The organism is Spirosoma sp. SC4-14 (assembly GCF_037201965.1).
Lineage (GTDB): Bacteria > Bacteroidota > Bacteroidia > Cytophagales > Spirosomataceae > Spirosoma.
Map to the genome: position 1 here is coordinate 2,708,629 of NZ_CP147518.1, position 25,609 is coordinate 2,734,237.

Here is a 25,609-nt window from a genome sequence, read left to right on the forward strand (position 1 = left end):
TGCCGGGATGCAGAAATAGACAGCGCCTTCAGGCTTTGGGCCAGAATGCGCTAAACGCTGAGTAGCTAGTTGAATTTTCGCCAGGAGAAACGGACTAATAAACAACAAATACACACCTTCGACATGACACCAAAACGATCAAAAGCCGAACGAACCCGTCAGTTTATTATCGAAACAACGGCCGGTATTTTCAATACAAAAGGCTATGCCGGCACATCATTGAATGATTTAACGGAAGCAACCGGCCTAACGAAAGGAAGTATATACGGCAACTTTGAAAACAAGGAAGAAGTTGCACTGGCCGCTTTTGACTACAATCTGTCCCGAATAAAGCAGGGAATTCAACAACGAATGGATCTGGCGGCAACCTATCGAGAGAAATTACAGGTTTATGGCGATGTGTATCGAGAGCTTTTTCGTAACCCGATAGTAGTAGGGGGCTGCCCGATTCTGAATACCGCCATCGAAGCCGATGATACCAATAACCTGCTCAAAGACAGGGCGTCAAAAGCGATCCTGTACTGGAAAAAAAACATTATCGATCTGATCAGGGCGGGGATTGCTACTGGCGAATTTCGCGAAGATAGTGAACCTGAACGAACCGCGTTGTCGATCATTGCGCTCATTGAAGGTGGGATCATGATTGCCCAGGCAACCAACACGCCAATGTATCTGGATAAGGTGCTGAAAACGGTCGATATGCTGATTGGGCAATTGGAGAAACGGGTGCCGTAGTCGGCAAAATTTGTTATTGCTTCTGTTTATACGGACATAATCGGTTTTCAGGCGTTGTTATATCGTGCGTAACGGGTCTGTTTTTGGTTGTAGCAGTTACGTATGGATAGCAATACCAGCCAGTTGACCAGGCTTAATACGAAGCGTTCGATTATGGGAAATTACATTGTCATCTTGTTCACTACAGGAGTTATTGCCCTAAGCGGAGCCGCTCTATGGTGGGAGTGGAAACATACGAAATCCCGGAAACGAAAAAAGGGAAAGAAAAAAGGAGACTAACGTTCTGATTTATAGACTTGTAAGCTATTGATCAGAAACCCCGTTGTTTAACGATTTTCAATAAAAAGGGCGGTTCAATTGGTTGAACCGCCCTTTTTATTAATTGAACTTTCAGAATGAGTTAACTATTCATGCGTTTAATCAGGCCGGCAATGGCCAGTATAATAATAGCCCCTATCAGCGCTGTTAGGGTTCGAGCCAGCAAATCCGGTAAACCTAGCATCTGCTGGAAGTCGTTTCCAAATAACCAGCCTCCAACAAAACCTCCGGCAATACCTAATAAAATCTGCATCCAGATGGAAAACGAAAAACGAGGAAACAGTTGGTCGGCCAGCCATCCGGCCAGCGCACCAATAAGAATGGATATAAGGAAGCTCATCGTGAAAATAGGGGATTTAATGGTTGCTGATAAGACGAAGGGCTTTCTGATTAGTAACGTATCTCAGTTCGTTCACGATTGCATCGTAGACGAACACGCTTACGAACAAATGTTGGCTGCTCAAACGAAATTCTTCGCCTTTATCGTTACAAGGGAGCAATCTAACCCAGTTCTCAGATGGCAGATCAATCCACCGGCTGGCTTGGTAAACTAAGCAAGCTCCTGGTTCCCACCAGCCTGGCCGACGCTACACCAGCCAACACCATTACGAATACGCAAATCTTAGACGAACTTATTGCTTCTTTCTCCGATTCCATACGCCGGGAATCGGTCGGAAGTAGTATGTTGTTCAACGCTCATTATCTGATCATTCTGCATCCAGATACCTACGAAGAGCGTCAAAATGCATTTCCCGTTATTGTCAATGAAGCCGTTAAAGCCTTTACCAGCCTCATAAAATCGCAGAAAACAAATTATGAACACATTGCCCCCGTGTCTTCGAACTGGTTTTTTAAATTTGGGGGCGGACATGAGTTTGGGGGCGAACCCATACATCCGGGCGATGTGAAAGTAATTGGGGCTTTAACGGGAATGCTACCAGGGCAAGGCCCCGCTCAGGCGTCGGAAAATTGGCGCGCAACCCGGCGGGTTAAGCAAACCAACCGATACGAAAAAGTTGATCTCGACCCCAACACGTTTCGGCACATCGACTTCCGCGAACCAGGCGCATTTGTTGTTAAGTTCACCTTTGATACGAATGCAGAGGCCATCAAACGCCCTGCTGGCTTAGGAAATGCGACCCAAAGTGCACCAATACCGCACCGAAACCTGGGTTCGGGGCTGGCCCAGATCGATTACTATGTGGCCGAACTCAGTAAGGAAGCTAATTACCAGATGCGCGACCGCGAAATTGTAGTAGCTCGGAAGGAGCCTGATAACCAGCATTTTCCGAATTACCTGCTGATCGAATCGGCCTACGTGTCGAATCCGCACGCCCGAATTCGTTACAACGACGCAACGCAGTCGTTTCAAATTACGTCATTCAGCCGCAACGAAACCCGCGTCAACGAACAGCTTATTCCACGCAGCGAACCTGCCAGTCCGCAGTGGTTTGCGTTGCCCGATGATGCCCAGATTCTGCTCAACAGTATGGTTACACTGCATTTTAAACGGATTGGGTAAGATGCTCGTCGATACACTACTCGTCGTTCTGCTGCTTCTGTTTGTGGGCTTTCTGGTCATAAGCCACTTTCGGGATTTGCCCCGCTAAAGAAACAACGCCCTGCTTTATGGGTTGAATTTTTAGCGGCATGGTTCCGTATATACCTGTTCCCAATGAACATGAATTCGATTTCAATTGCCGGACAAACCGACGTCGGTCAGCGTCGTAAAGACAATCAGGACACGTTAATCTGTAGCCCGATCTGGTCAGAAACCAGTGTTTTATTAGGAGTGATTGATGGCGTCGGGGGGTATGCCGGGGGCGATAAAGCGGCTGCCATTGCCAAAGAGAGCATCGAACAGTATATGGCCAAACCCAATGGCGATCCGCTATCGATGCTACGCGAAGCGGTGGTGTTTGCCAATAATCAGATAAATGCACAACGGCAGGAAAATCCACAACTGGCGCAAATGGCCTGTGTGTTGACCACTGCAGTAGCCGATAGTCGTTTGCAGAAAGTCGTGTTTGTGCATGTTGGCGATACCCGCTTGTATCGACTGCGGCAGGGCGTACTCGAAAAACTAACCCACGATCACTCGCTCGTCGGCGTTCGGGAGGATGCTAATGAATTAACCGAAGCCGAAGCTATGAAACACCCCCGCCGGAACGAAATTCTGCGCGACCTTGGCTCATTGAAACACCGGGTCGATGACCCTGACTTTCTGGAGTCGGGTGAGGCTAGTTTTGAACCCGGTGATCAGTTGTTGCTGTGCAGCGATGGCCTTACCGACATGATTACCCAGGCCCAGGTTACTGCCATATTAACGGGCAATGGATCGTTGAACGATCGCTCGGCTGAACTGATTCGGTTAGCAAACTCGCAGGGAGGAAATGATAATATTACGGTAGTTCTGGCTGCGAACAACACACCTCCAAGCCAGCCCGCACCCTCTGCCAACCCACCTATTAAGGCGCAACTGCCCCAAAATCCATTGCTCCCGGCCGGTACCGATAATGGCCAGCCCGTTCGGCCTCAGCCCGAAAAAAGCCGTTCGGGACGTTTATGGGTTGTGGCGACACTGCTTCTGGTTGGCGGAATCACCGGACTGGTCTGGTACAACAATCAACCATCGGGCACGCACGAAGTGATTCGCACAGATAGCCTTACAACTGCCGGGGTGCCCGGCATTGTGTTGAAACAAACAGCTCGGCTTGATTCGCTCATGCAGGTTGCCTACCGAAGTGCCGACCATCAACTGAACTTGCCAGCCGATACGGTCTGGCTTGATAGGCCTCTGTTAGTGACCGATTCACTGCAACGGATTGTAGGCCACAGCCGACTGACAGTTCTGTTGCCAGCAGATACCGCCCAGGCTGAGCTGGCACTGCAAATTCTGCGTTCAGGACCGGTACATCTCGAAAATATGGTGATTTGCGGGTTCAGAACCGGCATCGAGACAATTCCAGCCCCACCAATTCAGTTATCAAATGTGTACTTTCGAGGGGTAGGGCGGCCAATTCAGGCAGTTATCCGGCAAGACACTTTTCGAAATGCGCAGGTTCAGGTTTCTATTCAAAATCGGTCAGTATCTACCCAACCTCATCGTCCTTGATGTCCACGATTCGATTCGATACCCGTTTCCCCGGCTATGAAGTGCTCAGTGAGTTAGGGCGCAGCAATGCCCGTATCCTGAAGGCGCGCCATCTGGCGACTGACGATCTGGTAGCTATCAAGCATTTTGCGCTTAATACAGATGAGGAAACACTCCGTCGGTTTCAGCGGGAATCGGCTATTATGACCAGCATTTCTCATCCCAATATTGTGAAAGTTAGGGAAGTGCAACTGGAAGCCGAGCTTCCGTATATTGTGATGGAGCTGATAGAGGGCGGAAGTGTAAGACAGCTCATTACCAGTCAGAATCGCATCAGTATACCCACCGTTATTCGGTTGGGATTGCAAATGGCCGAGGTCTTTAAAGCGATTCATACGCAGGGAATAATTCACCGCGACATTAAGCCCGAAAATATTCTGTATCGACCATTGCCCAGCGGTGAACTGCATTTTTTGCTGACAGACTTTGGGGTTGCCCGCCTGCACGAGCAGTCAACAACGCTGACCGGGCAATCGCTGATGACCTACGAATATGCGTCGCCGGAGCAATTCAACGATCCCAGAAACCTAACGCCCGCCACCGACTATTATTCGCTGGGCGTTGTCTTATACGAGTGCCTTCACGGCTCTGTTCCGTTTGCATTAGCTGATCATTCCGGCATTGTGACGTTTATGAACCGGGTATTAACCGAAACGCCACCTGCCTTAACCGTAACCAGTCAGGATGCATTGCTTGGTCCGTTCGTGCCTATTCTTCAGGATTTGTTGCAAAAGAAACCGGAAGAACGCCTGAGCGACCCCGATGAACTAATCTGGCAGCTAAAACAGGCAGAGCTGAATTGTCTGAAAGTCGGTCGAGGCAGTATACCAGCCAGTCGACCGACTCCCGTTGTTCCGCTGGTTTCTGATCCAACATCTGAGCCGGACGCCATTCCCGAACCAATCGCCAGTTCGTCGCCCGTTCAGAGAGAAATGCCAAAACCATCAGGAAAAAGCCTGACATGGACGGTTTTGCTGCTGGTAATTTTAGTGGGTGGTGCGGGGCTTTATTATGCGTTCAACCGACCGCTACAAAAAGGGGTATCGTCCACAAACAATACCATCGGGGAATTGCAATCAACGGACTCAACGGCAGCAGAGACCCCCGTCGATTCGACGAATGAAGACCAGTGGCAGCAACAACAGGCCGAAGAGGCCCGGCGACAGGAAGAACTCCGCCAACAGGCTTTAAATGCCGTCGAGGCCGGGAAATCGCTGACTGCCGAAATGATTGATTTTCGGGTTGGTTTTCTGGGAGGAATCAAAAATGCCCTGATCGAACTAAATAACCCCAGCAACTTCAAATTTCCTTCTGTAGCGGTGCTGGTCAGTTATTTTAAAGATAATGGTCAACTATACAAAACCGAGAAGGTTTTTTTCAATAATGTAGAGCCCAACTCAACCCGCAGTCGGAAAGCTCCCGACAGCGACCGTGGTACGCGGGTGAGTTGTAAGGTGCTGAAGTACGATTTTCCGAAGGAACTCGACTCGCTGATTAATCTTGTTCCGGCTGATTCGTTGACTTCAGACACATTAAATTAACTGGTCATGCCAACCGTAAGTGTCAATACCCATTTTCCGGGCTATGAAATTATTGGTGAGATTGGCCGTTCCAATGCCAGAGTCCTGAAAGCGCGTCATCTGGCAACTGGCGATCTGGTAGCCATCAAGCACGTTACGTTCCATACGGAGCCTGAAACCCTCCGACGGTTTCGGCTTGAATCGCAACTGATGACAGACATTCGGCACCCAAATGTGGTTGGTGTTCGGGAGGTGGCGCTGGACCTGCCTATGCCGTTTATTGTTATGGAGTGGATTGAGGGAGGCAGTTTGCGGACACTGCTGGATCGTCAGGCGTGCCTGGATATTCCGACGGTAATTCGACTGGGGCAGCAAATGGCCGAAGCGTTTCAGGCAATTCATCCGCGAGGGATCATTCACCGGGATAGTAAACCCGAAAATATTCTGTATCGATTATTGCCAAGTGGCGAATACCATTTTCTGCTGACCGATTTCGGAATAGCCCGGTTGCGCGAGCAATCCCATACCATAACGGGGCAGTCGTTAATGACCTATGAATATGCCTCTCCCGAACAGATCGACAATCCACGAAACCTGGATATAGCAACGGATTATTATTCGCTCGGTGTCGTTCTGTATGAGTGTATAGCGGGGCAGGTCCCGTTTTCTATGGCCAACAGTGCCGGCATAGCCTCGTTCATGAATCAGGTATTGACATCGGCCCCTCCTCCTTTGCGAACCCAGGAACAGCCCATCCCGCCGAGCCTGGATGAGTTGGTTCACTGGCTGCTGGTTAAAGACCCGGCTCAACGGCTGAGCGATGTGAACGAGTTGCGGGTGCTGCTGGGGCAGGCAAATGTGGAGCAGTGGAAAGCGAGTCATGCTGGTGATCGGCCTTCATTTACCCGGTCTCGAATGATGTCTGCTCCCTTGCCCGTAACACCCCTTGTTGAGCAACCCCGACCACCGGCGCAGGAGGAAGAACCCACCAGTACAGGAAGCAACTGGAACTGGGCCGCGCTGGCTGGAATCATTGTGGCAGCAGGCATTGCGTTTTTCGTTTATTATCGGAGCCAACAAATACCCCCCAGAGTCGAAACCCGGCAGGATGATTCAAGCCGGATTTTGTCGGATTCGCTGAGTGCCGGAATGATGGAGCCCGATACGACAAGTTCATGGGAGAATGATACTTCGGAAGAGGAAACACCCGCAGAAAGCGACGCAACCGATACCCCTACGACCGACTCTACGAATCATATGCCACCAACGCCCCCCGCCGATTCGACCCGGACGGTTCCAGATTCCATTAAAAATTCAAATTAAGCTATTGGTCATTAGTAATTGAGTGGCTAAACCGACAACCAATGACTAATCACCAATGACCATTAACAAATGAAATCAGCGCCTATCACATCCGGGCAAATGTATCTGGGAGGAGCAACGCTTCTGCTTCTGCTGTTGTTTGCGCGGCTGTTTGTTAATCTATTACCTCATCTGAACGAGGCTAAACAAACACTCGCAGATGGGCAGGCTATAACGCTGAAAACGGGCGTAAAACCAGCCGCTATTCAACGGATTCTTAAGGCCGGTAACTATTATTCCGATTCCAGAGACCGGACGTTGATAGCCGATTCGCTGGCTGCCAAACTAGCCCAAAATGGTTCACTGGAAAATCTAGGAGCCATTAACAAGCGACAATTTTCGGTTGTGGCACCGCGTGCCTGGCAAAGCCGGGCTGGCGGTCAGGATTTTCAGAACCGGCTCCAGTTATCCCGTCAGCAAATGGGATTCGACTCGGTGCTATACGTTCGGGAACTAACCAACCCTAAGCCGTATGCGGCTACGCTAATGGTTGGTAGTGGAAACCGGGTGCTCTCTGGTCAGGTAAGCCAGAACAACCAGCCGATGGCGGGTGTTCTGGTACAGCTAAAACGTCATCCGCCAACGGCCCGCCCCGACACCCTTCTGGATCGCTATTTCTATACCCGAACTGATTCCGACGGCCGATTTGCCTTTACTGGTCTGAAAACAGATTCTGCTTATAGCGTGGTGCCGCTGAAACCCGGTTTTGAGTTTGGCAGTCGCCGTGGAACAAGTCGGTTAAGTAGTAATCAATCGTATTCGTTTGCCGCCCGTCCGCATCAGTTGCGGCTCATTGGCTCGGTTGTTTATGGACAACTAAAAGCCGACCAGGTATTGTTGGTACGGACGCCCGCTGCTTTTACGATGCAGTTTTGGGGCATTGCCCTCCTGTTTCTGCTGGCTTTTTGGCTGGTCGATGGCTTTTGGGTTCTTCGTCGTTTTCAGTCCGATCCGTTGCTGCTGCCAATTGTGATGCTGCTTACCGGCATTTCCATTCTAACTCTGTTAGCCATTCAGGACCCACTGCTGGATACACTCTATGCCTGGCAAATGCTGCAAGGCATAGCGGTAGGCTTGCTGGGCCTAACACTTGTGTCGCAGCTAAACATCGGTCGGTTTTATACGAATTGGCGGTTCGACTGGCTCTTTACGTTTCGGAACCGGTCGTCGGTTCGGTTGGTTGGCTGGACATGGCTGGTGCTGGCCATTGGCCTTGCCCTGCTAACGTTGCTTTTTGGCTCAGGGCCAGAAGGGAGTGGTGTGCGGGTGAACCTGTCGCTGCCAGGTTTGACGTTTCAACCCAGCGAGATCACCAAATATCTGTTGCTGCTTTTTTTTGCCGGATTTTTTGCCGCCAACGAGCAGTCAATTCGGGAATTGCCTGATTTGCGCTGGCGATTCAGCGTTAGTTTCGGAGCACTGGCCGGTAGTGGCTTCATTATGCTGCTCTATCTGTTGCTGGGCGACATGGGGCCTGCCCTGGTGGTTTGTTTCACTTTTTTACTGTTTTACAGCATTGCCAGAGGGAATCTGGCCTTGACCCTGGCGACGGGTGTCGGATTTGGTGTAGCGCTTTGGCTATTGCCTGGCTGGTTGGCGCTGTTGCTTTCGGTTGGCATATTGACGGGTTTCCTGATCTGGCGTGGAGAAGCCCGTTCAATTACAAAACTAGGCTGGGTCGCTTTATTGACCGAAGCTCCCATGGTGCTGCTGCTTGTAATGGCTATGTTTTCCTTCGGCGATTTACTGCCTTATGTCGGAAGTCGGCTGGCCGACCGAAAAGCCATGTGGCTGAGCCCGTGGAACAATGATGTATATGGGGGCGATCACCTTGCTCATGCATTCTGGGCTTTATCGTCTGGCGGCTGGGCAGGGCAGGGGTTAGGCAAAGGGTTTGCTGCGGTTATGCCAGCTGCCCATACCGACATGATTCTCCCGAGCATTGGTGAGGAACTGGGCGGGCTGGGGCTGGTAGCCGTGTTTTTACTGTTTGGCGTCTTGCTGCACCGGATTTTTCTTCTGGCCCGGCGAGCTGGTCAACCTTTTAGCTTTTTTCTGGTAGCTGGTATTGCTATTGCCACCGGCGTACAGTTTTTGATCATTGCGGGCGGTTCCATTGGTTTGCTGCCGCTCACTGGCATTAGTGTGCCGTTTCTGAGTTATGGGAAGATTTCCCTCATTTTTAGTCTGACTGTGCTGGGGGCTGTGTTCAGTGTTGCGCACCGGCCAGGACAGTTAAATCAGCGCCAATACCTCGAAAAACACTATGATGCCGTATTGATGGCTGGCATTGCGGGTTTCCTGATCGGTGTAGTGATTTTAATTGGCCGATTACTGCCGATTATCGGTTGGTATGGCAATGAGTACATCGTTCGGCCTGCTCGGGTAGTGACGCGCAATGGTGATCCGGTTTACAGTTATAATCCCCGAATCGAACGCCTTACCCGCAAACTGGCTGCGGGCACCATCTACGACCGGAAAGGGTTAGTACTGGCCACCAGTTCGTCCGATGATCTGACCAGACAATCGACCCGGCTACGACAGGCTGGCCTCATCACGGAAGACTTAGCTACGCTGACCCAGAAGCGGCTACAGCGCTATTATCCATTTAACGAACACCTCTTTTTCTGGATCGGCGACCTGAATACGCAGTTGTTCTGGGGGCAAAGCAATGGCTATTTTGCCGAAGCAGCTCATTATAGTGAGCTACGTGGCTTCAACAGTCGCCCGCGTAAAACAGATCTGATCACCGCCGAATACCGGGCCGATCGTTTCAGTCCGTCGGTTGAGCAACGTCGAACGTTAACCGTGTATGATTATAGTGAACTGGCACCAGCCCTGCGAGCTGGCATCAACAGTCGGGAAGTTGAGCAGCGCAAAGCCCGGAATCGGGATATACAACTGGCTGTAGATGCCGGTTTACAGGTTACTTTGCAAAAAGGACTGGCCGCTTCGGACTATCGGAACCATCGGCTGTCGGTGGTGGTCATAGATGCCGCTTCGGGCGATGTGTTAGCTTCTGCCATACATCCGTTGCCAAATCTGGATACGCCCGAACCCATGCTGTTGACCGATCGGGATCGGTTAAAGTTGCCCTATCTGGTGACGGAGCGTGATTTAGGTATGACATATCCAACGGCTCCCGGATCGACGGCAAAAATTTTAACGGCAATGGCAGCGTTTACTAAACTGGGGAGCCGGGCGTCGGGGGTTAGTTACCCAATTTCCTGCCAGGAAATTATCCGGCGGGGGAAATATGAATCCGAGCCATGCGGAGAATCAGTAGATATGCGAAAAGCCATCGTTCGGTCGAGTAATGTGTATTTTATTCGATTAGCCAACGATTATAAACTGGATAACGAACTGGCTGATCTCTATTTGACTACGGGGATGAATGTTGATCTGATAGGTGGGTACTCCTATACCGATACGCACACCAACGAAGAACGAACGGCCATTCGCCAACACTGGCGCGATTCCTCCTTTGTCGTTCGTCGACAGCTCTATCAAAGTGATCGGTATCCACGGCGGTATCGGAGCGAGTTTTCGGGACTGGCCTGGGGGCAGGGACAACTGACAGCCACGCCGGGAGCCCTGGCCCGAATGGCTGCGGCAGTGGCTAACGGAGGAATTTTGCAGCCGTCGCGCTATGTGTTGAATCGGTCTGGTAAACCGCAGCCTTTGTTGGTAGGACAGCCTATCGGGAAGCCTGAATATGCTACTCAATTAACGGATTTTATGATTGAGCAATCTAACCCCAGCGGTGGACGGCGTAAAATCAGTGAAGCTCGGGTTGCGGGTAAAACCGGTACACCCGAACGCATTGTATTGGGGAAAAAAGAAAATGATGGATGGTATGTGTTCTTTACTCCAACGCCCGACGGGCGATCTCATACCGTGGTGTGTGTGCGTATTGAGCTTGGCGATTCGTCGGCTGATGCCGTACGACTAGCCAATACGGTTGTCGCGCCGATTCTCCGGCAGCGGGGTTATCTGGGAAGCTTTTAACGAAATTAACATCACCAAACGTGCCTGCTCATTCAACATCCGTTGCGGCACTCATTCACTCTTTATATGGGTATTCTTGAATCTGTTAAACATCTATTTGGCTTTGCACCCACTAGTTTGCCCGCTTCGGCCGGGTTGCAAACACCTGCTATCCCGAACTCACTGGGGCCACCACCAGCCGCTCAGCGACGCGACCAGGTGATTACGTTTGTTCTGGAAAAGTTGAGGCCGTACCAGAATGAACCCGACAATGCACCCACCGAAATCCAGCTTTTCGTATTATGTGAGAATCAGGAGGAAGAAGACTTGTATCGAGTGGCGCTCTGGGACAAGCAACCCGGAAAGTTTCAAAAAGAACTTAATCGGCAACTGGCCGATAACTACATTAAACTCCCCCCAAACTGGCAGCTTAGCTATGCGTTTTTTCGGGATCGATTACCGGTCTCTACGTATCAGCAAGGGAATGTAGGATTGAGTTTGCCGGAGACTAATCAGACGGTTGGTCCTGGGTGTCGAGCCAGTTTAAAAACAGTGGTTGGTCAAACGGAGCAGGCTCTGTATGTGCTTGATCCTGAACAAAAAACACAGTTTTACATTGGCCGTGGCCAGACCAGCCGAACAACATCGGGGCGGGTACGAACCAACGACATTGTGATACTGGCAGAAGACGATCCGGGCTTTGATCCTAAAACTGGGGCCGGAAATCAGACCGTCAGTCGCGATCATGCCACCATCCAGTTCGATCCGGCTAAACGAACTTATCGTCTGCTTGTTGATCCGGGAGGGCTACCCGCCCGAGGGAATAAAACGAAAATTCTTCATCCCGACAATACCATTGAACGGGCCGATATTGCCGGTATGACCTATCCATTGCACGATGGAGACCAGATTGAACTTGGGGGGGAGGTTACCCTATTGTTTGAACAGATTCCATGAACTGTGTCGGGATTTATTGTAAAAAGGGGGTTCTTATAATAAGATGGGGAACACAGATGACACCGATTGAACGGATTTTTACACATAGAATCCGTTCAATCGGTGTCATCTGTGTTCTAATTTGTTCATACAGAAGAGCGTAGATTATCTAATTAGTGCGTTGTAACGGTGTTTTCGCTAATTCCTGAGCTGGTTTCTCAATAAGGTAATAGGTAAGTATGGAGATTAGGCCGGTTAGAAAGACAACGATCATGTATTTTACATTGAAATTCAGGATATTGGTTGCCGTGCTATTGACGGGAATTAGTTGCTGGGGAAGGATCTTATCTGACCAATATAATACGCCAAAGTGAGTTAAGTAGGCGCTGTAGCTTATTTTGCCAATATAAGTAGTGATGGGGTTTACCAGTAACTGGACCGGGCATTTCGACAGACCAATTATGAGCCCGACAAAGCCTATGCTTCCCCAAAAATGAAGCGTAGGAGGCAGCGTAGGGAGATAGGGTTTTCCAACTGTTTTGCTGCCAATACTAATTCCGATTACACTTACTGCTAGCCACAAGGTAGGTGTACTGACCCAATTGTCTTGCTTAATCACTAAATAATAGGCGATTAGCCCACAGCCGAATACGGGTAATTGATAAGGCAAGTAAAAAAACAAATATTGCTTCAGTAAATCGTTGGATTGAACAGCGGGTATTTGGTATAAAATGGAGGTAATTGCGAAACCCGCCCCCAATGAACAGGCCGTGAAGAAAACGGCTCGGTTTAAGGTAGTAATGATAGCATATGCGTATGGAATCATTATGTAAACGATAACTTCAATTCCTACTGACCATCCGCCCGGAATAATACTATTGATCCATTGTGGCGCTAAGCCATGCAACAAAGAAATATTCAGGACGATACCCCAGGCATTGGTAGTAATTATCTGGGTAAATGGTTGGTTAGTTGCATAAGCCATTTGAATTAAATAGTAGATGATAGCAACGTAATACATGGGGGCTATTCTAAAGAAACGTCGCCTATAAAAGTTTGTCCTTACACCTATCGTTTGGTGTGTTCGCTGTTGCGACAGAAAAAGTGTGAAGGCACTCAGGACATAAAATAGTTGAACGCCCATAGCTGCTGGTGAGCCCAACGTATCCATAACAGAATAGAACTGGGGGGCGCTATAGTGATGGAGGTGGCAATGGAACCAGATAACACTTAAAATGGCAATTCCTCGTAGTGCGTCAATATAGGTCAGTTTCATTCATAAGCTGGTAGTCAGGAATGAGCTGCAAGTCTGAACTACCTGCGACTATATATGGTGAGGAAGAAAAAGGTGAATGAAACGAATACGTTTTTTCCGCTAAGGGCTCGCTTCTCCTATCGTTCAATTCCGCTAAATGACCTAAAGATTATGATTAAGACTTTGCATAGCTTGCCGATAAACAATTAGGCAGGGGCAGGGTTGAATTAAGTAGACCCTTGCTGCCGTAATTGGCTCAAAAGGGTTCGTTGAATGAATCAATGGCCATTTAGAACACCTAATTATGGAAACGAGCAACGTAAAAAAAATTCATGACTTTGATCAGAGCATCTGGCTGGATTTCATCGACCGGAAAATTATGGACTCCGGCGAACTCAAGATGCTTATCGACGACGATGGCATACGTGGGCTTACGTCAAATCCGGCCATTTTTGAAAAGGCAATCAGCAGTGGTTCGGAGTACGATGAAGACATTAAAAAGCTGGCTCAGGAAGGAAAAACCAACGAAGAAATTTTCTATGGCCTCGCTATTGCCGATATTCAGCGGGCGGCCGATTTGTTTAAACCCGTTTATGAGCAAGAAGTGCGGGGTGCCGATGGCTACGTAAGTCTTGAGGTGTCGCCCCATCTGGCCCGAAACACACAGGGAACCATTGATCAGGCACGGGCGCTGTGGAAAGCCGTCGACCGGGACAATGTGATGATAAAAATACCGGGAACCGCCGAAGGCTTACCCGCTATTCGGCAATGCATCAGCGAAGGCATTAATATCAATGTAACGTTGCTGTTTGGTCTGGAGCGATACGAGGCTGTTGCCGACGCTTATATTTCAGGACTTGAAGATCGTGTAAAAGCCGATCAGCCCATTGATTCAATTGCATCGGTTGCCAGCTTTTTTCTGAGTCGCATTGATGTACTGGTCGACCCAATGCTAGAACAGAAAGGCGAAACTGGGCTGAAAGGCGAAACCGCTATTGCGCTGGCCAAAAAAGCCTATGAAACGTATAAGCGTGTATTCGCCAGCGACCGATTCCGTAAACTGGAGGAGAAAGGTGCAAAGCCGCAGCGGCTGCTATGGGCCAGCACGAGTAGTAAAAACCCCGAATTTTCGGATGTCAAATATGTAGAAGCGCTGATTGGCCCTAAAACCGTGAATACGATACCGATGGAAACGCTCGATGCTTATCGCGATCATGGTCAGCCCGACTTCCGTCTGGAAACAGATCTCGATATGGCTTCGCAGGTACTGGAAAAATTAGCTCAGGCGGGTATCGATCTGAACGCTATCAGCCAGCAACTGGAAGACGAAGGCATTGAAAAATTCAATAAACCCTACGACAAATTGCTCGACGCTATCGATAAACAGAAAGAAAAGTCACTGGCGTCGGCCTGAGAGTTTGCGCTCTACCCGTTTTTTCAAGCGGGCAGAGCGCAATGGTTTAGCCTTCGATTGTCATTTCGAGCAGAGCATAGCTCAGCGTTTTGCCGTGGGTATCCATGGTAAGTGAGGTCGTTACGCCCCCTGTTAAAGCCTGCTGACAGACAAACTGAAGGGCGGGTAAATTGGGAAGCTCATATCGGGTAATATCACCGGCGACAATATCCCGTAAATGGTTTTTAACCGCTTCGGCACTCACTTTTTCGCATAGCAGGGAATAATCTTCCGGTTTGTAGGGAATCAATGACAGCGTCAATGTATTTCCTTTGTCGCCAGCGCGGCTGTGGGCAATGTCGTAGAGTTTGATTGTCATGACTGCAATAGGGTTACCGCTGGTTGAATCTTGTCTCGTTCAATTAGTGTAGAAACGATTCCGACCACTTCATGAACGTACTTGCGCGCACCTCCACCCCCGGCAGGACCATTTGTATAAAGGGCTTCTACTTCTTCGCCTATCAGAGCCGCCTGTTGTGGCGTAGTGGCCCGACCTGCTACGCGTAAGCGAATTTCGTAGGGCTCCGGATACGTACCGAACGAGGTTCGGTGTGCCGATGTACTGCCAATGTAGTCGACCCGCAAATCGGTAAACTGATCCTGTAATCGCTCCTGAATAATGGCCCCTGCCAGTTGAGCGCGGCCAAGCGCGTTTGCGCCTGCGTAGGAAATTTCGCCTTCGCCGGTATAGCCCGCATCGTAACCCACACTGACCTTCAATGTGTTGGGCTTGTTTTGTCCCCGCCCCCCCGAGGCTTTTACCTGATCTGGACCGATTTGTTCCAGACGTACCTGCGTAAAGTCGGCGATAACGTCGGGGGTGAAATAGCGGCTGGGGTCCATCACTTCATATAAGAGTTGCTCTTTGGCGGTTGTAACGCTTAACAGTCCTCCTGTGCCCGACACTTTACTGAATATTGCCGTACCATCGGCTGATACATCGGCAAACGGATGCCCCAGATGCGCCATATCCGGTACGTCTTTTCGGCCAGGATCGGCAAAATAGCCACCTGTCAACTGCCCTGCGCACTCCAGCAGGTGACCGATCACGGTGCCCTGACCAATCTGATTGACGTCGTTGAGCGACCAGCTAAATTCATGCGCCAGCGGAGCGACAACTAAGGAAGGGTCTGCCACACGACCAGTGATGATAATGGTGGCATCCGTTGCCAAAGCAGGAAGAATCGCATCAGCGCCCAGATAGGCATTGGCCGAAAGTAAAGTACCCGAAGCGTTCAGGGGGTTGCCGGTTTCCAGCGATAGTTCATCCCCCGTAAGCTGATCAATTACATCGTCGCCCGTCACAATGGCTACCGTTACCGGCAATTGTAGCTGCCGGGCTATATCAATAATTTTTCGGCCTGCTGCCAGAGGGTTGGCAGCGCCCATGTTCGTAATGAGCCGCACGTTGTTTTGGAGCATATGGGGCAGTAAGCGCTCAATTCGGCGTTCCAACAGCGGGTCGTATCCCAGGGCTGGGTCCTGACGTTTACGTTTCTGGGCCAGGGCAATCGTTCGTTCGGCCAGACATTCCAGTACCAGATAGTCCAGTTGTCCATGTTGCGCCAGAATAACGGCTGGTTCCAGTCGATCACCCGAAAATCCGGCCCCACAGCCAATGCGAATGGATTGTTTCATGAGATGTTTGCCAACCCCGAAGGGGTTATATGATTATAGAAAAAGTTAAGCCATAACGTATCATGAACCCCGAAGGGGTAATATACTTTGGGTTCAACCGGAGACTATTTGCGTATTGCTATTATCCTGTCATCCCTACGGGATTATTTATTACTTATGATAGTCAGTTATTTAGTGATTACGTATTTTCCAATTACAAATGAATCGATCCCGTTAGTAGAGCCGCTACGGTCATGACCAACGTAGTGCCAAAAGCCCATTTCAGAATGAATTTCTGATGGTCGCCCAGATCGACTTCGGCCAGTCCGACTAGTAGAAAGGTTGAAGCGGTCAGCGGGCTTACCGGAAAGCCGACGGTCATTTGCCCCAGCAGAGCTGCCCGTCCGATTTCGAGCGGGTCGATGCCGAATTGCGTGGCCGTCTGGCTCAGGATGGGCACCACGCCGAAATAATACGCATCGGGCGTAAAGAGCAAACTGGCAGGCATACTCGTAATGGCCGTCAGGGTGGGTAGCCAGCCAGCATGTTGCTCAGGAATGAGCGAAACCAGCGACGTAGCCATCGCGTCGATCATCTTTGAGCCGGTCAGAATTCCTGAAAACACACCCGCAGCAAAGATCATGCTCGACACCATGAAAATGTTGTTGCCATGAGCGCGCAGCACCTTTTGCTGATCGGGCAGTTTAGGATAATTAATCAGTAAGGCAACCGCACTGGCTACAATGAACAGGGCCGGAGTTGGTACCCAGCCTTTCATCAGCGTAACGATGAGGCCAATTGTCAGCACTGCATTGAGCCAGAAGAGTTTCGGACGGCGTAGCTGTTGTTGCTGTTCGGTTAGGTTTTCCTGATGAGCGTAGTCTAAATTCGTAATGCCGAGCCGTTTACGTTCTTTTTGTCCGAACCAGTAGGCCACAAAAAGGACCCAGCCAATACCGGCAATAATAGCCGGAATATTTGGATTAAAAAGTTGCGTAGCATCTGTCTTTAGCGTCGAGATTGCCCGCGCCGACGTGCCCGACCATGGAACCAGATGTAGCGGTCCAACGCCAAGTGCCACAATGCCGGATAGAATCAGCCGGTTAATTTTCAGTTGCTTGTAAATGGGCAGAAAGGCCGACATCACAATCATGAACGTAGCCGTACCATCGCCGTCGAGGTGTACGATCATCGTTAGAATAGCCGTTCCGACAATCACCTTCAGCGGGTCGCCTTTTACGTAGCGAATGATGCCTGAAATGATCGGATCGAACAGACCTGCATCGAGCATGGTGGCGAAATAGAGCACGGCAAACATGAGTAGTATACCCGTGGGCGCGACCTGCTTAATGCCTGCCAGAATCATCTCACCCAGTTCTTTCGGGCTGAAACCGGCCAGCAAACCCATAGCCAAAGGCACTAGTACCAGCGCCGTAATGACCGACAAACGCTTGGTAATAATTAGTGTCAGAAAAATACCAATGGTGGCAAAACCAAGAAGAGCAAGCATAGGACAACACGTTACGGATTGTTTATGAAAAGCGGATTGTTATGATTAACAGGAACCATAACAATCCGCCTTTCATACTTTTATTAATTACTCTTCAATGTTGCCAAAAAGCTCACTACGTCTCGAATTTCCCGCTTGGTGAGCAAATACTTCATGTCGGGCATACTCGACGGGGCGTAGGTCGTTTTCGCAATCTGATCTTTTCGGATGGTGAGATCGGGCTCGTCACCACTTTTTAGCACCAGTTCATTATCCGTTTCTTTCTGCACGATACCACTAAGCGTTTTACCATCTTTCATCTCGAGCGTTGCCGTTCCGAAACCGGGAGCCAGCCGCGCACTCGGATTGACGACCGCTTCGAGCAGCTGTTCGCGCGTCAGGCGGCTAGCTACCCCATTGAGCCGGGGCCCAGCATTGCCGCCTAAGTCATCGTAGGAGTGGCAGCGGATGCATTGGGCAGTTTGATGCCGAAAGAAAATGCGCCGTCCTTTGTCGGGTTCGCCACCGTACAGACTGGCCTGATAGGAAGCCAGAACGGCATCGGGCGACTGCTTGGCCAAAATCGCCTTATGCTGGGCAATAAGTTGGGGCGATTTGGTTTCGGTGATGGCTTCTTCCAGCTCAAGGCTCTGTTCAACCGGTAATTTACCCGCCGACAGGTCAGCGAGTAACTGGTCGAAAATGGGCTTGGTATTGGCAACCGGTAATTTCCCCAGCGTAACCAGCGCAGCCTGTTTTTCTTCCGTCGAATGCGTTTTCAGAACGTCCGACAACTGAGCAACCATCTGGTCTTTGGGCATATTGGTTTTGCCAATCAGGTCCAGCGCAGCTACCCGCACCCGTTTGTCCTTATCGGCAAGGGCTGTTTCGATGGCTGTGCCAATCTGCTTGTCGTTCAGGGCGGCCAGCGCGCGGAGGGCTTCTTCCCGAATTTCAGCTTCCCGGTCGTTTTTAAGCCGATCAATAAGCACAGGTCCGGCGGCAGTAATTGATAACTTGCTGATTGCCCGTATGGCACTCCGGCGTAGTGGCAGTTCAGAATTCGTTGCCATTGCCATGAATAGCTGGGCTGATTTGGTCTTAAGAGCCGCAGGATCGCGTGTTATTGGGCCCCTGTATCGACCATCAACCCGGTCGAGCAGCGACGGTTTTGCCCAGGTGCTCAGCGCATCCATAGCTTCGGCACGTAGCGGAACTGGGTTGCCATCGGTATTGGCATAGCGAATCAGATTTTGCATCGCTTCGGCCGTGCCTACCCGCAAATTGGCGTTGATAGCCCGGCGAATAAGTGGTTCGTTCGTAAACTTGGTGCTTGTCAGGACTTTTCCCAATGCTGGCAGGGCCTGCGGAATCGATAAATCGTCGTTGATGCCGCGAGCTGCTTCGGTGACCACAAATTCGTCGCTGTCGTTCAGGAAGTTGGCAATGCCGGGGTTTTGCATCCGACGCAAAGCCACCACGGCTGCGATACGCACCGCCCGCGACGGATGATTGGATAAAGCAATAATTGGTTCAGCCTTGCCGATACGCGCCAGTGCCAGACTGCCCGCATGACGGATGTACGTATCTTCGTCGTTGTTAGCTTCGAGCAATGAAATGATTGGCTGAATAGCTGGTGCATACGCAATACGGCCCAGTGCTTCGGCGGCAAAAAAGCGTGTGCGGCTATTTTCATCTTTCAGCATTGGCACCAGCGCCGGGCCAGCCGCAGTGTAACGCATGTCGCCCAGCCAGCGAGCGGCCTGCGCCCGGATTTCGGGATCGCTGTCTTTCAGATACGGCATCAGCCGCTGTGCATATTTGGCATCTTTACGCGCCAATTGGCTCATGCCCCAGATGCTATGCACGCGGGCGAGTTGGTGTTCGGTCTGCTGAAGCATTTGCCCGAAAGCCGCAGCGCCCGCTTCGCCCCGTTTCACCAGTTCGAATTGTGCTTTCTGCCGAACACGCATATCCGCATTTTTCAGATAGCCACTCAGTTCGCTTACGGGCGTCTTACTGAAATTCTGTGCCAGTAACTTTTTCGTGAGGGCCCGTTCAGCCCAGTTTGCGCCATCCTTATCGTCGAGCTTCCAGACGCGGCCGTAGTCTTTGGTATCCCAACCGTTAATCCAGTCGGCTACGTACATGGCGCCATCAGGACCGAAATCGATACCCGTTGCCAGCACATTACCCAGAATCTTCTTCGACTTGTCTAGCTCAAACGACGCGCCTTTGGGCTTCAGCGTAAAGGCATGAATACCCGACGCGGCCGGACTGCCGACGAATTCGGCAATGAAAAAGGTGTTTTTGTATTTCGGGCTCAGGGCCGTGCCGGGGTTGTAAAGCATACCCGCCGGACCGCTGACAAAGTTGGCCAGTGGGGGCAGAATATAAGCCGCCTGCCCGTCGAAACGGGGTTTAAACATCTGCTCGTCCATCCAGACTTTGTAGGTGTTGTTCAGCGGATCGCGGTATTTACCGTATTGCCAGTTGCTGCGCCAGCCCGTGTCGGAACCGTTCACGATGTAGACCAGCCGTTCTTTTTCACCGGGATGGTCGCCGTCGTTGTCTTCGCTGATCAGGTTACCGTATTCGTCAAAGACAAATTCGTGTGTGTTTCGAACGCCATAGGCAAATACTTCAAAATCGCTGCCGTCAGGATTCGACCGCACCACAACACCGCTATTCGGATGTTCCCACTTTTTACCATCGGAGCCAAGGCCGTTGAAACCAATGTCGCCGATTTGCCAGTAGATACGGCCATCGGGCCCCATTTCAACACCCGACAGACCATGCCCGCTGAAACCAATGTGAACGCCATAGCCGTGCGACAGCGATTTCTTTTCATCGGGAATGCCGTCGCCATTTTTGTCGCGTAGCCGCCAAAGGTCCGGTGCAACCGTCACATATAGATCGTTTCCATCCGATAAAACGCCACCCATCACGTCAGTTGTTTCGTCGTGGAAGTCGTTGACGATCATTTTCGAGAGGTCGGCCACGCCATCGCCGTTGGTATCTTCGAGCCGGAAAACCTGCTCGCGTTCTACGGTCATGTCGCGCCAGTCGTGCGAACCGTCGCCATTTACGTCTTTTAACCACTCATTTTTTTTGCTGTTGGCGGGCGACAGAACCTTATGCAGAAAGGCCCTCTTGTCTTCAACCGTCTGGAGTCGGTTCGATTCGATTTCCCAATCCTGATGCCCGCGAATATCGAACTCCGAATTTTTCTGACGATTGGTCCGGGTATAATACAGCCGCCCCTGATCGTCGATGTCGATGGCAATCGGGTCGGAAACCAGCGAATCGACACCCCATAGCTTTAGCGTAAGGCCCTCGGCAAGTTGCGGTTTTACCAGTGCTTCAACGGCATGGGCCATTTCGACAGCTTTTTGGGGAGCTAGCTTTTTAATGCGTGACCCAATGGGGTCATCCATAAATCCGGTAAGCCCTACCCAGGTGGTCAAGCCAATGGCTGCCAGAGGAAGCAGGGATTGTCGGAACGGAAAGCGGATTATTTTTTTCATGTATGAAAGAGTGCGTCAGGCAAATTGAGTAAGCCAGGTTGTTTGTACGTTCCTGACGACCAATTTACAAAGTGGCTTTTGCTACTGATTTACTGACACAATGTAGCGCCTTTTAGCTTCCCGAAAAGGCAAAACTTCTGGGAAGTTGATTTCTGATTCTGCAAAACGTACTTCCGTACGGAAGTAACCGCTAAGAAAAATAACGGATATGGTGGTTGACAAATTAACTGATCAGGAAAGAGAAAAGGAGCTTCGATTGATTGAGTCTCAACTTGCTGGTATACAGGCTACATTGGGTCGTTTGGTGTCAAGTCATCCGATACCCTTCTGGATATGAGTGACTAGCTAACTATAAATCTGTATGCTAAAAACATACCCTTTCTCAGCAGGTTGTAAACTTGATCCGGAGGGAAGTGATTCTGGCTGAATGTACCCAAGGTGTCCTTGAACTAAATGATATAAGGCTAGTTCTAGACTACATTTATAAGCAAACTCGTCATCGGCACATTACCCTGATAAAACGATCTTACTGAGAGGACCTATAAACTGCGTCAGCAGGATCTTGTTCGATGTGAAGGACAATCCCTACAGAAAGGATTGAACATCCTTCTGGCTGGGCACTGATTTACTTAAAGTTAGTATGAAATTTTATTAGAATATATATCATTTAATCCTTATATATCTTATGGTAGGACTATCGTCATGATATATAAGTAAACTATCTTCCGTAGGTTTGAACCTATAAACAGTTTCCCCAAACATATTATCAATACTAGTGCTAAACGGATCTTTACTCTCTTTTGCATAAGGGAAGCCATCAATACGGACTTCAATTATTGAATCGGCCAAATACGGCCTAAAATTACATGTGCCTTTTAGATAATTTTTTCCGGACCATATTTTAATAGAGTCGTCGTGGATTAAGAGTCGCGATTGATGGTCTTTTCGAATGTAGTTACCAAAGAGTAATTGCTTGGTGGTACTATACACATATCCCCAGTACGTAAAGCTAAAGGCAAGAAAACTTAGAATTACTGGCTTAAATTTAATAGCTGGTTTTCTCCCTGCTAACATTCCCCAAAATCCATAAAACAGTAGGCCAATAAATACTAGGGAAAGAAAAATGTAACTATCCAGGATAGGCGTCAATATAAAATATATGGTATCCATTGCTAAACGAAGAGTTAACCTGATTAAATACCAGGCAATAACAATGAGTACTAGAGAAAATAAACATCCTCCAAAACCGCTGGACTCGCGCTCATGGCGTCTTCCTCTTTCGTAATCCGACTCCCAAAAAAACATTCTTTGCAATATTTATGAACTCAATTAACATTTATCATCGCGGGCGATTCGAAACCTCATGATAAAGATTTATGGTCTAAAAGTATAGTAGTAACGAACTTTGTCTCAGCCGCTTCTGGGTTATGTCGTGAGCGACAGAACTCCTGACTCAGAAGCGGCTGAGACAAAGTTATAAGTGTGATTACTTACTCTCGAAACTTGAAAAGAAGTGAAAACAACACTGCAATCGGATTCAGAAAATCTACTGGCTTTGTTGTTGATTTTTGATGGCTTCTATCAGCTCATTATTTCGCTTTTCAGCTTTCCCGTTGTTGTATGAAATGACAGCCCAAACAGCGGTGCCCAACCAGATAAAGAAACCAAGCCCAAAAAATACGAACGTTAAGAATGCAACAATCTGCAAGATGACGGCAATAATACCTGAGATAATTTTTCCTCTTAGTAAGAATGAAAGGCCTGGCACAAGAATGGCGAGTAGGATCATAAAATTAGGGTAAAGTATAGTTTAACAAAAAATGAATACCTCTCAGCTAGCCTTGTTTAATCTTAATATCGGTGTATTTGACTGTCAACTGCACTCCGACAGAGTAAGTCTAAACCAGACCTTGGATATCAACATCATGTAGCACCCAGTTCACGCCTTTTAGCAACTGTTTTTCTGCATCATTCAACTGTCAGGGGAGGCCACATTTTGGAGATTGAAGAAATACGCATGTATCTCTCTGCGAGTTGCAAGTATATTAATATACATACTTATATGCAACTAATTGTACACTAAAAAATATCCGGATGAGGTATATAAGCTATTGTGAGGCTGATAGCTTTGCTAACCAATCATATATAAATTCCTCTTTAAGATTAAACCGCTCAGGGATGTATAAACTGTCAGTAATCGATTTTCTAGTATGTTCGATAGGCTGCGGGCTCCAAATTGACAGATTTTACAGTAGGCCCTAGCCATACTGATCGGAGTAAAGACAGTTGATGTACGTATGAAAATGCCATAGATAGGGCATTATGTAGCTAGCTACCGAACCTATTGACAAAGAATCCCAAAGGAGTGACAGCATCTGTCACTCCTTTGGGATTCTTTGTTACAAAACTATTACCGCTACTCAGTTGAGGTTTTACGGTGAAACTTGCTATCTCCGGGGTAACAGTCTGCCAGTTAAAACTCCTTTTTAGTTCTATGAGAGATAGTGATCTCTTATATTGGATACATTGGTCACTCTACATCGACTTACCTGTCGCGATTTCGATCAGTTCTTTGTCGGGATGATTTTTTACCTGGCAGGTATTATCGAACAGCATCGTAGCGCCATTTTCAGCATTGTATTGTGGCCAGTTGGGTAGGCTTTTGTTGTTTGGATTCCCGGTGTGGGCGAAGGCAATCCAGGCATTGCTTATTTTATCGGCGAGCGCATAGGCGTCTTTACCGCCACCCGTCATTTCTTCGCAGCGAGCGATGTTGTTGAAGGCAAACGGAATTTCCATGCAGTGCATCGATTTGTACATACCGTCGTTTACGGGCGAGTTCCAGGTGAAGAGGTACATATAAACCGGTGCGGCACCCGCTACAGCTTTTTGGTTGGCCTGCCGGATAACCCCCGCCCGGAAATTGATGTCGATATTGATGTAATCGGCCGGGCTGGCTGTTTCGGGGTAGGCTTTCTTTACGGCGGCCATATAGGCATCGGTTTTGTCGCCAATTCGTTTCTGCATGGCTGCTTTGGCGGCTTCCATATCAGTTACCCGGTTAGCTGGGTTGAACGGGCCAAACTCTGTCTTGGTCGAACCAACCAGCAAGGGAATGTTTTTGGCCAGTGCCATCGCTGCGGGTTCCGAAATCTGGTAAGGCAGAAAATTACCGTCATGGATGGGGCCCCAGCCGACTCCAAAACCTCCCTGACTCTGACCTTTCAGACTTTCGTTCACTTTGCGCAGGGCGCGTTTACCGGCAGCGTTCAGACGCTCGTAGGAGATCTTTTGCAGCGAATCGATCTGATCAGGCTGAAAATGCAACTCTTCCAGTAAGGCAACTCCCACCTTTTTAGCAACGTCGCTTTCCGTGAAACTGGTCAGATAGCTGCCGCTTTGTACGATGGCTTTGTGAAACAGACCTTTGGCCGATGGTGCGTTCATCAGGCTCGTGACTTTTCCGCCCCCGCCCGACTGACCGAAAATCGTTACGTTGTTCGGGTCGCCCCCAAACTGCGCAATGTTCTGTTTCACCCATTCGAGCGAAGCTACCAAATCCATCAAACCGGCATTGGGCGAGTTTTTGTATTTCTCACCATATGCCGACAGGTCCAGAAAGCCCAGAATGTTCAGCCGGTGATTGACCGTAACCACCACCACATCGCCTTTTTTGGCCAGATTTTCACCATCGTACGATGGCAGCTCTACCGAGGATCCAGCGGTAAAACCACCGCCGTGGAACCACACCATGACCGGACGTTTTTTAGCCTGAGACAGTTGAGGTGTCCAGACGTTCAGGCTCAGGCAGTTTTCGTTGGTGTAGCCCCAGTCGTGGTGAAACGGGAACTCGATCTCGTCGTAGGTGGAGGTAGTTGGGTCCATTGGGCAGACTGGGCCATAGGTCATCGAAGAGCGTACTCCCGTCCACGAATTGGGTTTCGATGGACCCATAAACCGCTCGGCCTTTGCATAAGGAATCCCCTTGAATGTGAACGTACCGTTGTGAATGTAGCCGCGAACCTTGCCCGATTCGGTTGATGCAACGGCAATGTCTTTGCCCGCCATGATAGGTGTAGGAGCTGCTTTGGGCGTTTGCGCTACGGCCAGTAGCGGAAGGGCAAGCGCCGTTAAAGAAAGCAGAAGAGCTTTGGTTTTCATTGAGTTTGGTTGGTTTGATTTACACTGATTTATGGATTGTTGAGCATTACCTCCAATCCGTTGAATGCCGGTATCAGCCCCGAAGGGGGTTTATA

General features: G+C 49.5%; 16 protein-coding genes. 8 read left to right on the forward strand and 8 right to left on the reverse strand.

What is annotated here, in order from left to right:
• Positions 1 to 123: 123 nt before the first annotated feature.
• The gene (locus WBJ53_RS10925) at positions 124 to 735 is read left to right on the forward strand and encodes a TetR/AcrR family transcriptional regulator (protein WP_338876151.1); all 612 of its coding nucleotides are present in this window, start codon (positions 124 to 126) and stop codon (positions 733 to 735) included.
• A gap of 400 nt (positions 736 to 1,135) precedes the next feature.
• On the opposite strand, the gene WBJ53_RS10930 is transcribed toward WBJ53_RS10925, so the two are convergent.
• A complete protein-coding gene (locus WBJ53_RS10930) occupies positions 1,136 to 1,393 on the reverse strand; it encodes a GlsB/YeaQ/YmgE family stress response membrane protein (RefSeq protein ID WP_338876153.1) in 258 nt (85 codons plus the stop codon).
• A gap of 177 nt (positions 1,394 to 1,570) precedes the next feature.
• On the opposite strand from WBJ53_RS10930, the gene WBJ53_RS10935 reads away from it, so the two are divergent.
• The 6 genes from WBJ53_RS10935 (at position 1,571) to WBJ53_RS10960 (ending at position 12,033) form a co-directional block, all read left to right on the forward strand.
• Positions 1,571 to 2,575: an FHA domain-containing protein gene (locus WBJ53_RS10935; protein WP_338876154.1), complete on the forward strand. Its 1,005-nt coding sequence runs from the start codon at positions 1,571 to 1,573 to the stop codon at positions 2,573 to 2,575.
• A 159-nt stretch (positions 2,576 to 2,734) separates the two neighbouring features.
• Positions 2,735 to 4,168 (forward strand): protein phosphatase 2C domain-containing protein, encoded by a 1,434-nt coding sequence (locus tag WBJ53_RS10940; RefSeq protein ID WP_338876155.1) that lies wholly within the window; start codon positions 2,735 to 2,737, stop codon positions 4,166 to 4,168.
• Entirely contained in the window at positions 4,168 to 5,748 is a 1,581-nt protein-coding gene (locus WBJ53_RS10945) for a serine/threonine-protein kinase (RefSeq protein WP_338876156.1), read from the forward strand. The genes WBJ53_RS10940 and WBJ53_RS10945 overlap by 1 nt, the downstream gene beginning before the upstream one ends.
• Before the next feature lie 6 nt (positions 5,749 to 5,754).
• Complete coding sequence (locus tag WBJ53_RS10950) at positions 5,755 to 7,050, forward strand: serine/threonine-protein kinase (protein ID WP_338876157.1); 1,296 nt, start codon at positions 5,755 to 5,757, stop codon at positions 7,048 to 7,050.
• Between the two features lie 69 nt (positions 7,051 to 7,119).
• Positions 7,120 to 11,097, forward strand: a complete 3,978-nt coding sequence (locus WBJ53_RS10955) for an FtsW/RodA/SpoVE family cell cycle protein (RefSeq protein WP_338876158.1) — start codon at positions 7,120 to 7,122, stop codon at positions 11,095 to 11,097.
• Positions 11,098 to 11,163: 66 nt separating this feature from the next.
• The gene (locus WBJ53_RS10960; protein WP_338876159.1) at positions 11,164 to 12,033 is read left to right on the forward strand and encodes an FHA domain-containing protein; all 870 of its coding nucleotides are present in this window, start codon (positions 11,164 to 11,166) and stop codon (positions 12,031 to 12,033) included.
• A gap of 148 nt (positions 12,034 to 12,181) precedes the next feature.
• Here WBJ53_RS10960 and WBJ53_RS10965 read toward each other — a convergent pair whose 3' ends face one another.
• Positions 12,182 to 13,288, reverse strand: a complete 1,107-nt coding sequence (locus WBJ53_RS10965; protein ID WP_338876160.1) for an acyltransferase — start codon at positions 13,286 to 13,288, stop codon at positions 12,182 to 12,184.
• A 283-nt stretch (positions 13,289 to 13,571) separates the two neighbouring features.
• On the opposite strand from WBJ53_RS10965, the gene tal reads away from it, so the two are divergent.
• Positions 13,572 to 14,681 (forward strand): transaldolase, encoded by a 1,110-nt coding sequence (gene tal / locus WBJ53_RS10970; protein ID WP_338876161.1) that lies wholly within the window; start codon positions 13,572 to 13,574, stop codon positions 14,679 to 14,681.
• A 46-nt stretch (positions 14,682 to 14,727) separates the two neighbouring features.
• Here tal and WBJ53_RS10975 read toward each other — a convergent pair whose 3' ends face one another.
• The 6 genes from WBJ53_RS10975 to WBJ53_RS11000 all read right to left on the reverse strand — a co-directional run bounded on the left by WBJ53_RS10975 (position 14,728) and on the right by WBJ53_RS11000 (position 25,514).
• Positions 14,728 to 15,039: a hypothetical protein gene (locus WBJ53_RS10975; protein ID WP_338876162.1), complete on the reverse strand. Its 312-nt coding sequence runs from the start codon at positions 15,037 to 15,039 to the stop codon at positions 14,728 to 14,730.
• Positions 15,036 to 16,358 carry an acyclic terpene utilization AtuA family protein gene (locus tag WBJ53_RS10980; RefSeq protein ID WP_338876163.1) on the reverse strand — a complete coding sequence of 441 codons (1,323 nt, stop codon included), beginning with the start codon at positions 16,356 to 16,358 and terminating at the stop codon, positions 15,036 to 15,038. Before WBJ53_RS10980 ends, WBJ53_RS10975 begins: the two co-directional genes overlap by 4 nt.
• 193 nt (positions 16,359 to 16,551) lie before the next feature.
• Positions 16,552 to 17,847 carry a citrate:proton symporter gene (locus WBJ53_RS10985; protein ID WP_338876165.1) on the reverse strand — a complete coding sequence of 432 codons (1,296 nt, stop codon included), beginning with the start codon at positions 17,845 to 17,847 and terminating at the stop codon, positions 16,552 to 16,554.
• Positions 17,848 to 17,930: 83 nt separating this feature from the next.
• On the reverse strand, positions 17,931 to 21,353 hold the full coding sequence (locus WBJ53_RS10990; protein ID WP_338876166.1) for a HEAT repeat domain-containing protein: 3,423 nt from the start codon (positions 21,351 to 21,353) through the stop codon (positions 17,931 to 17,933).
• 1,546 nt (positions 21,354 to 22,899) lie between these two features.
• The gene (locus WBJ53_RS10995; RefSeq protein WP_338876167.1) at positions 22,900 to 23,142 is read right to left on the reverse strand and encodes a hypothetical protein; all 243 of its coding nucleotides are present in this window, start codon (positions 23,140 to 23,142) and stop codon (positions 22,900 to 22,902) included.
• A gap of 746 nt (positions 23,143 to 23,888) precedes the next feature.
• On the reverse strand, positions 23,889 to 25,514 hold the full coding sequence (locus WBJ53_RS11000; protein ID WP_338876168.1) for a carboxylesterase family protein: 1,626 nt from the start codon (positions 25,512 to 25,514) through the stop codon (positions 23,889 to 23,891).
• Positions 25,515 to 25,609 lie beyond the last annotated feature (95 nt).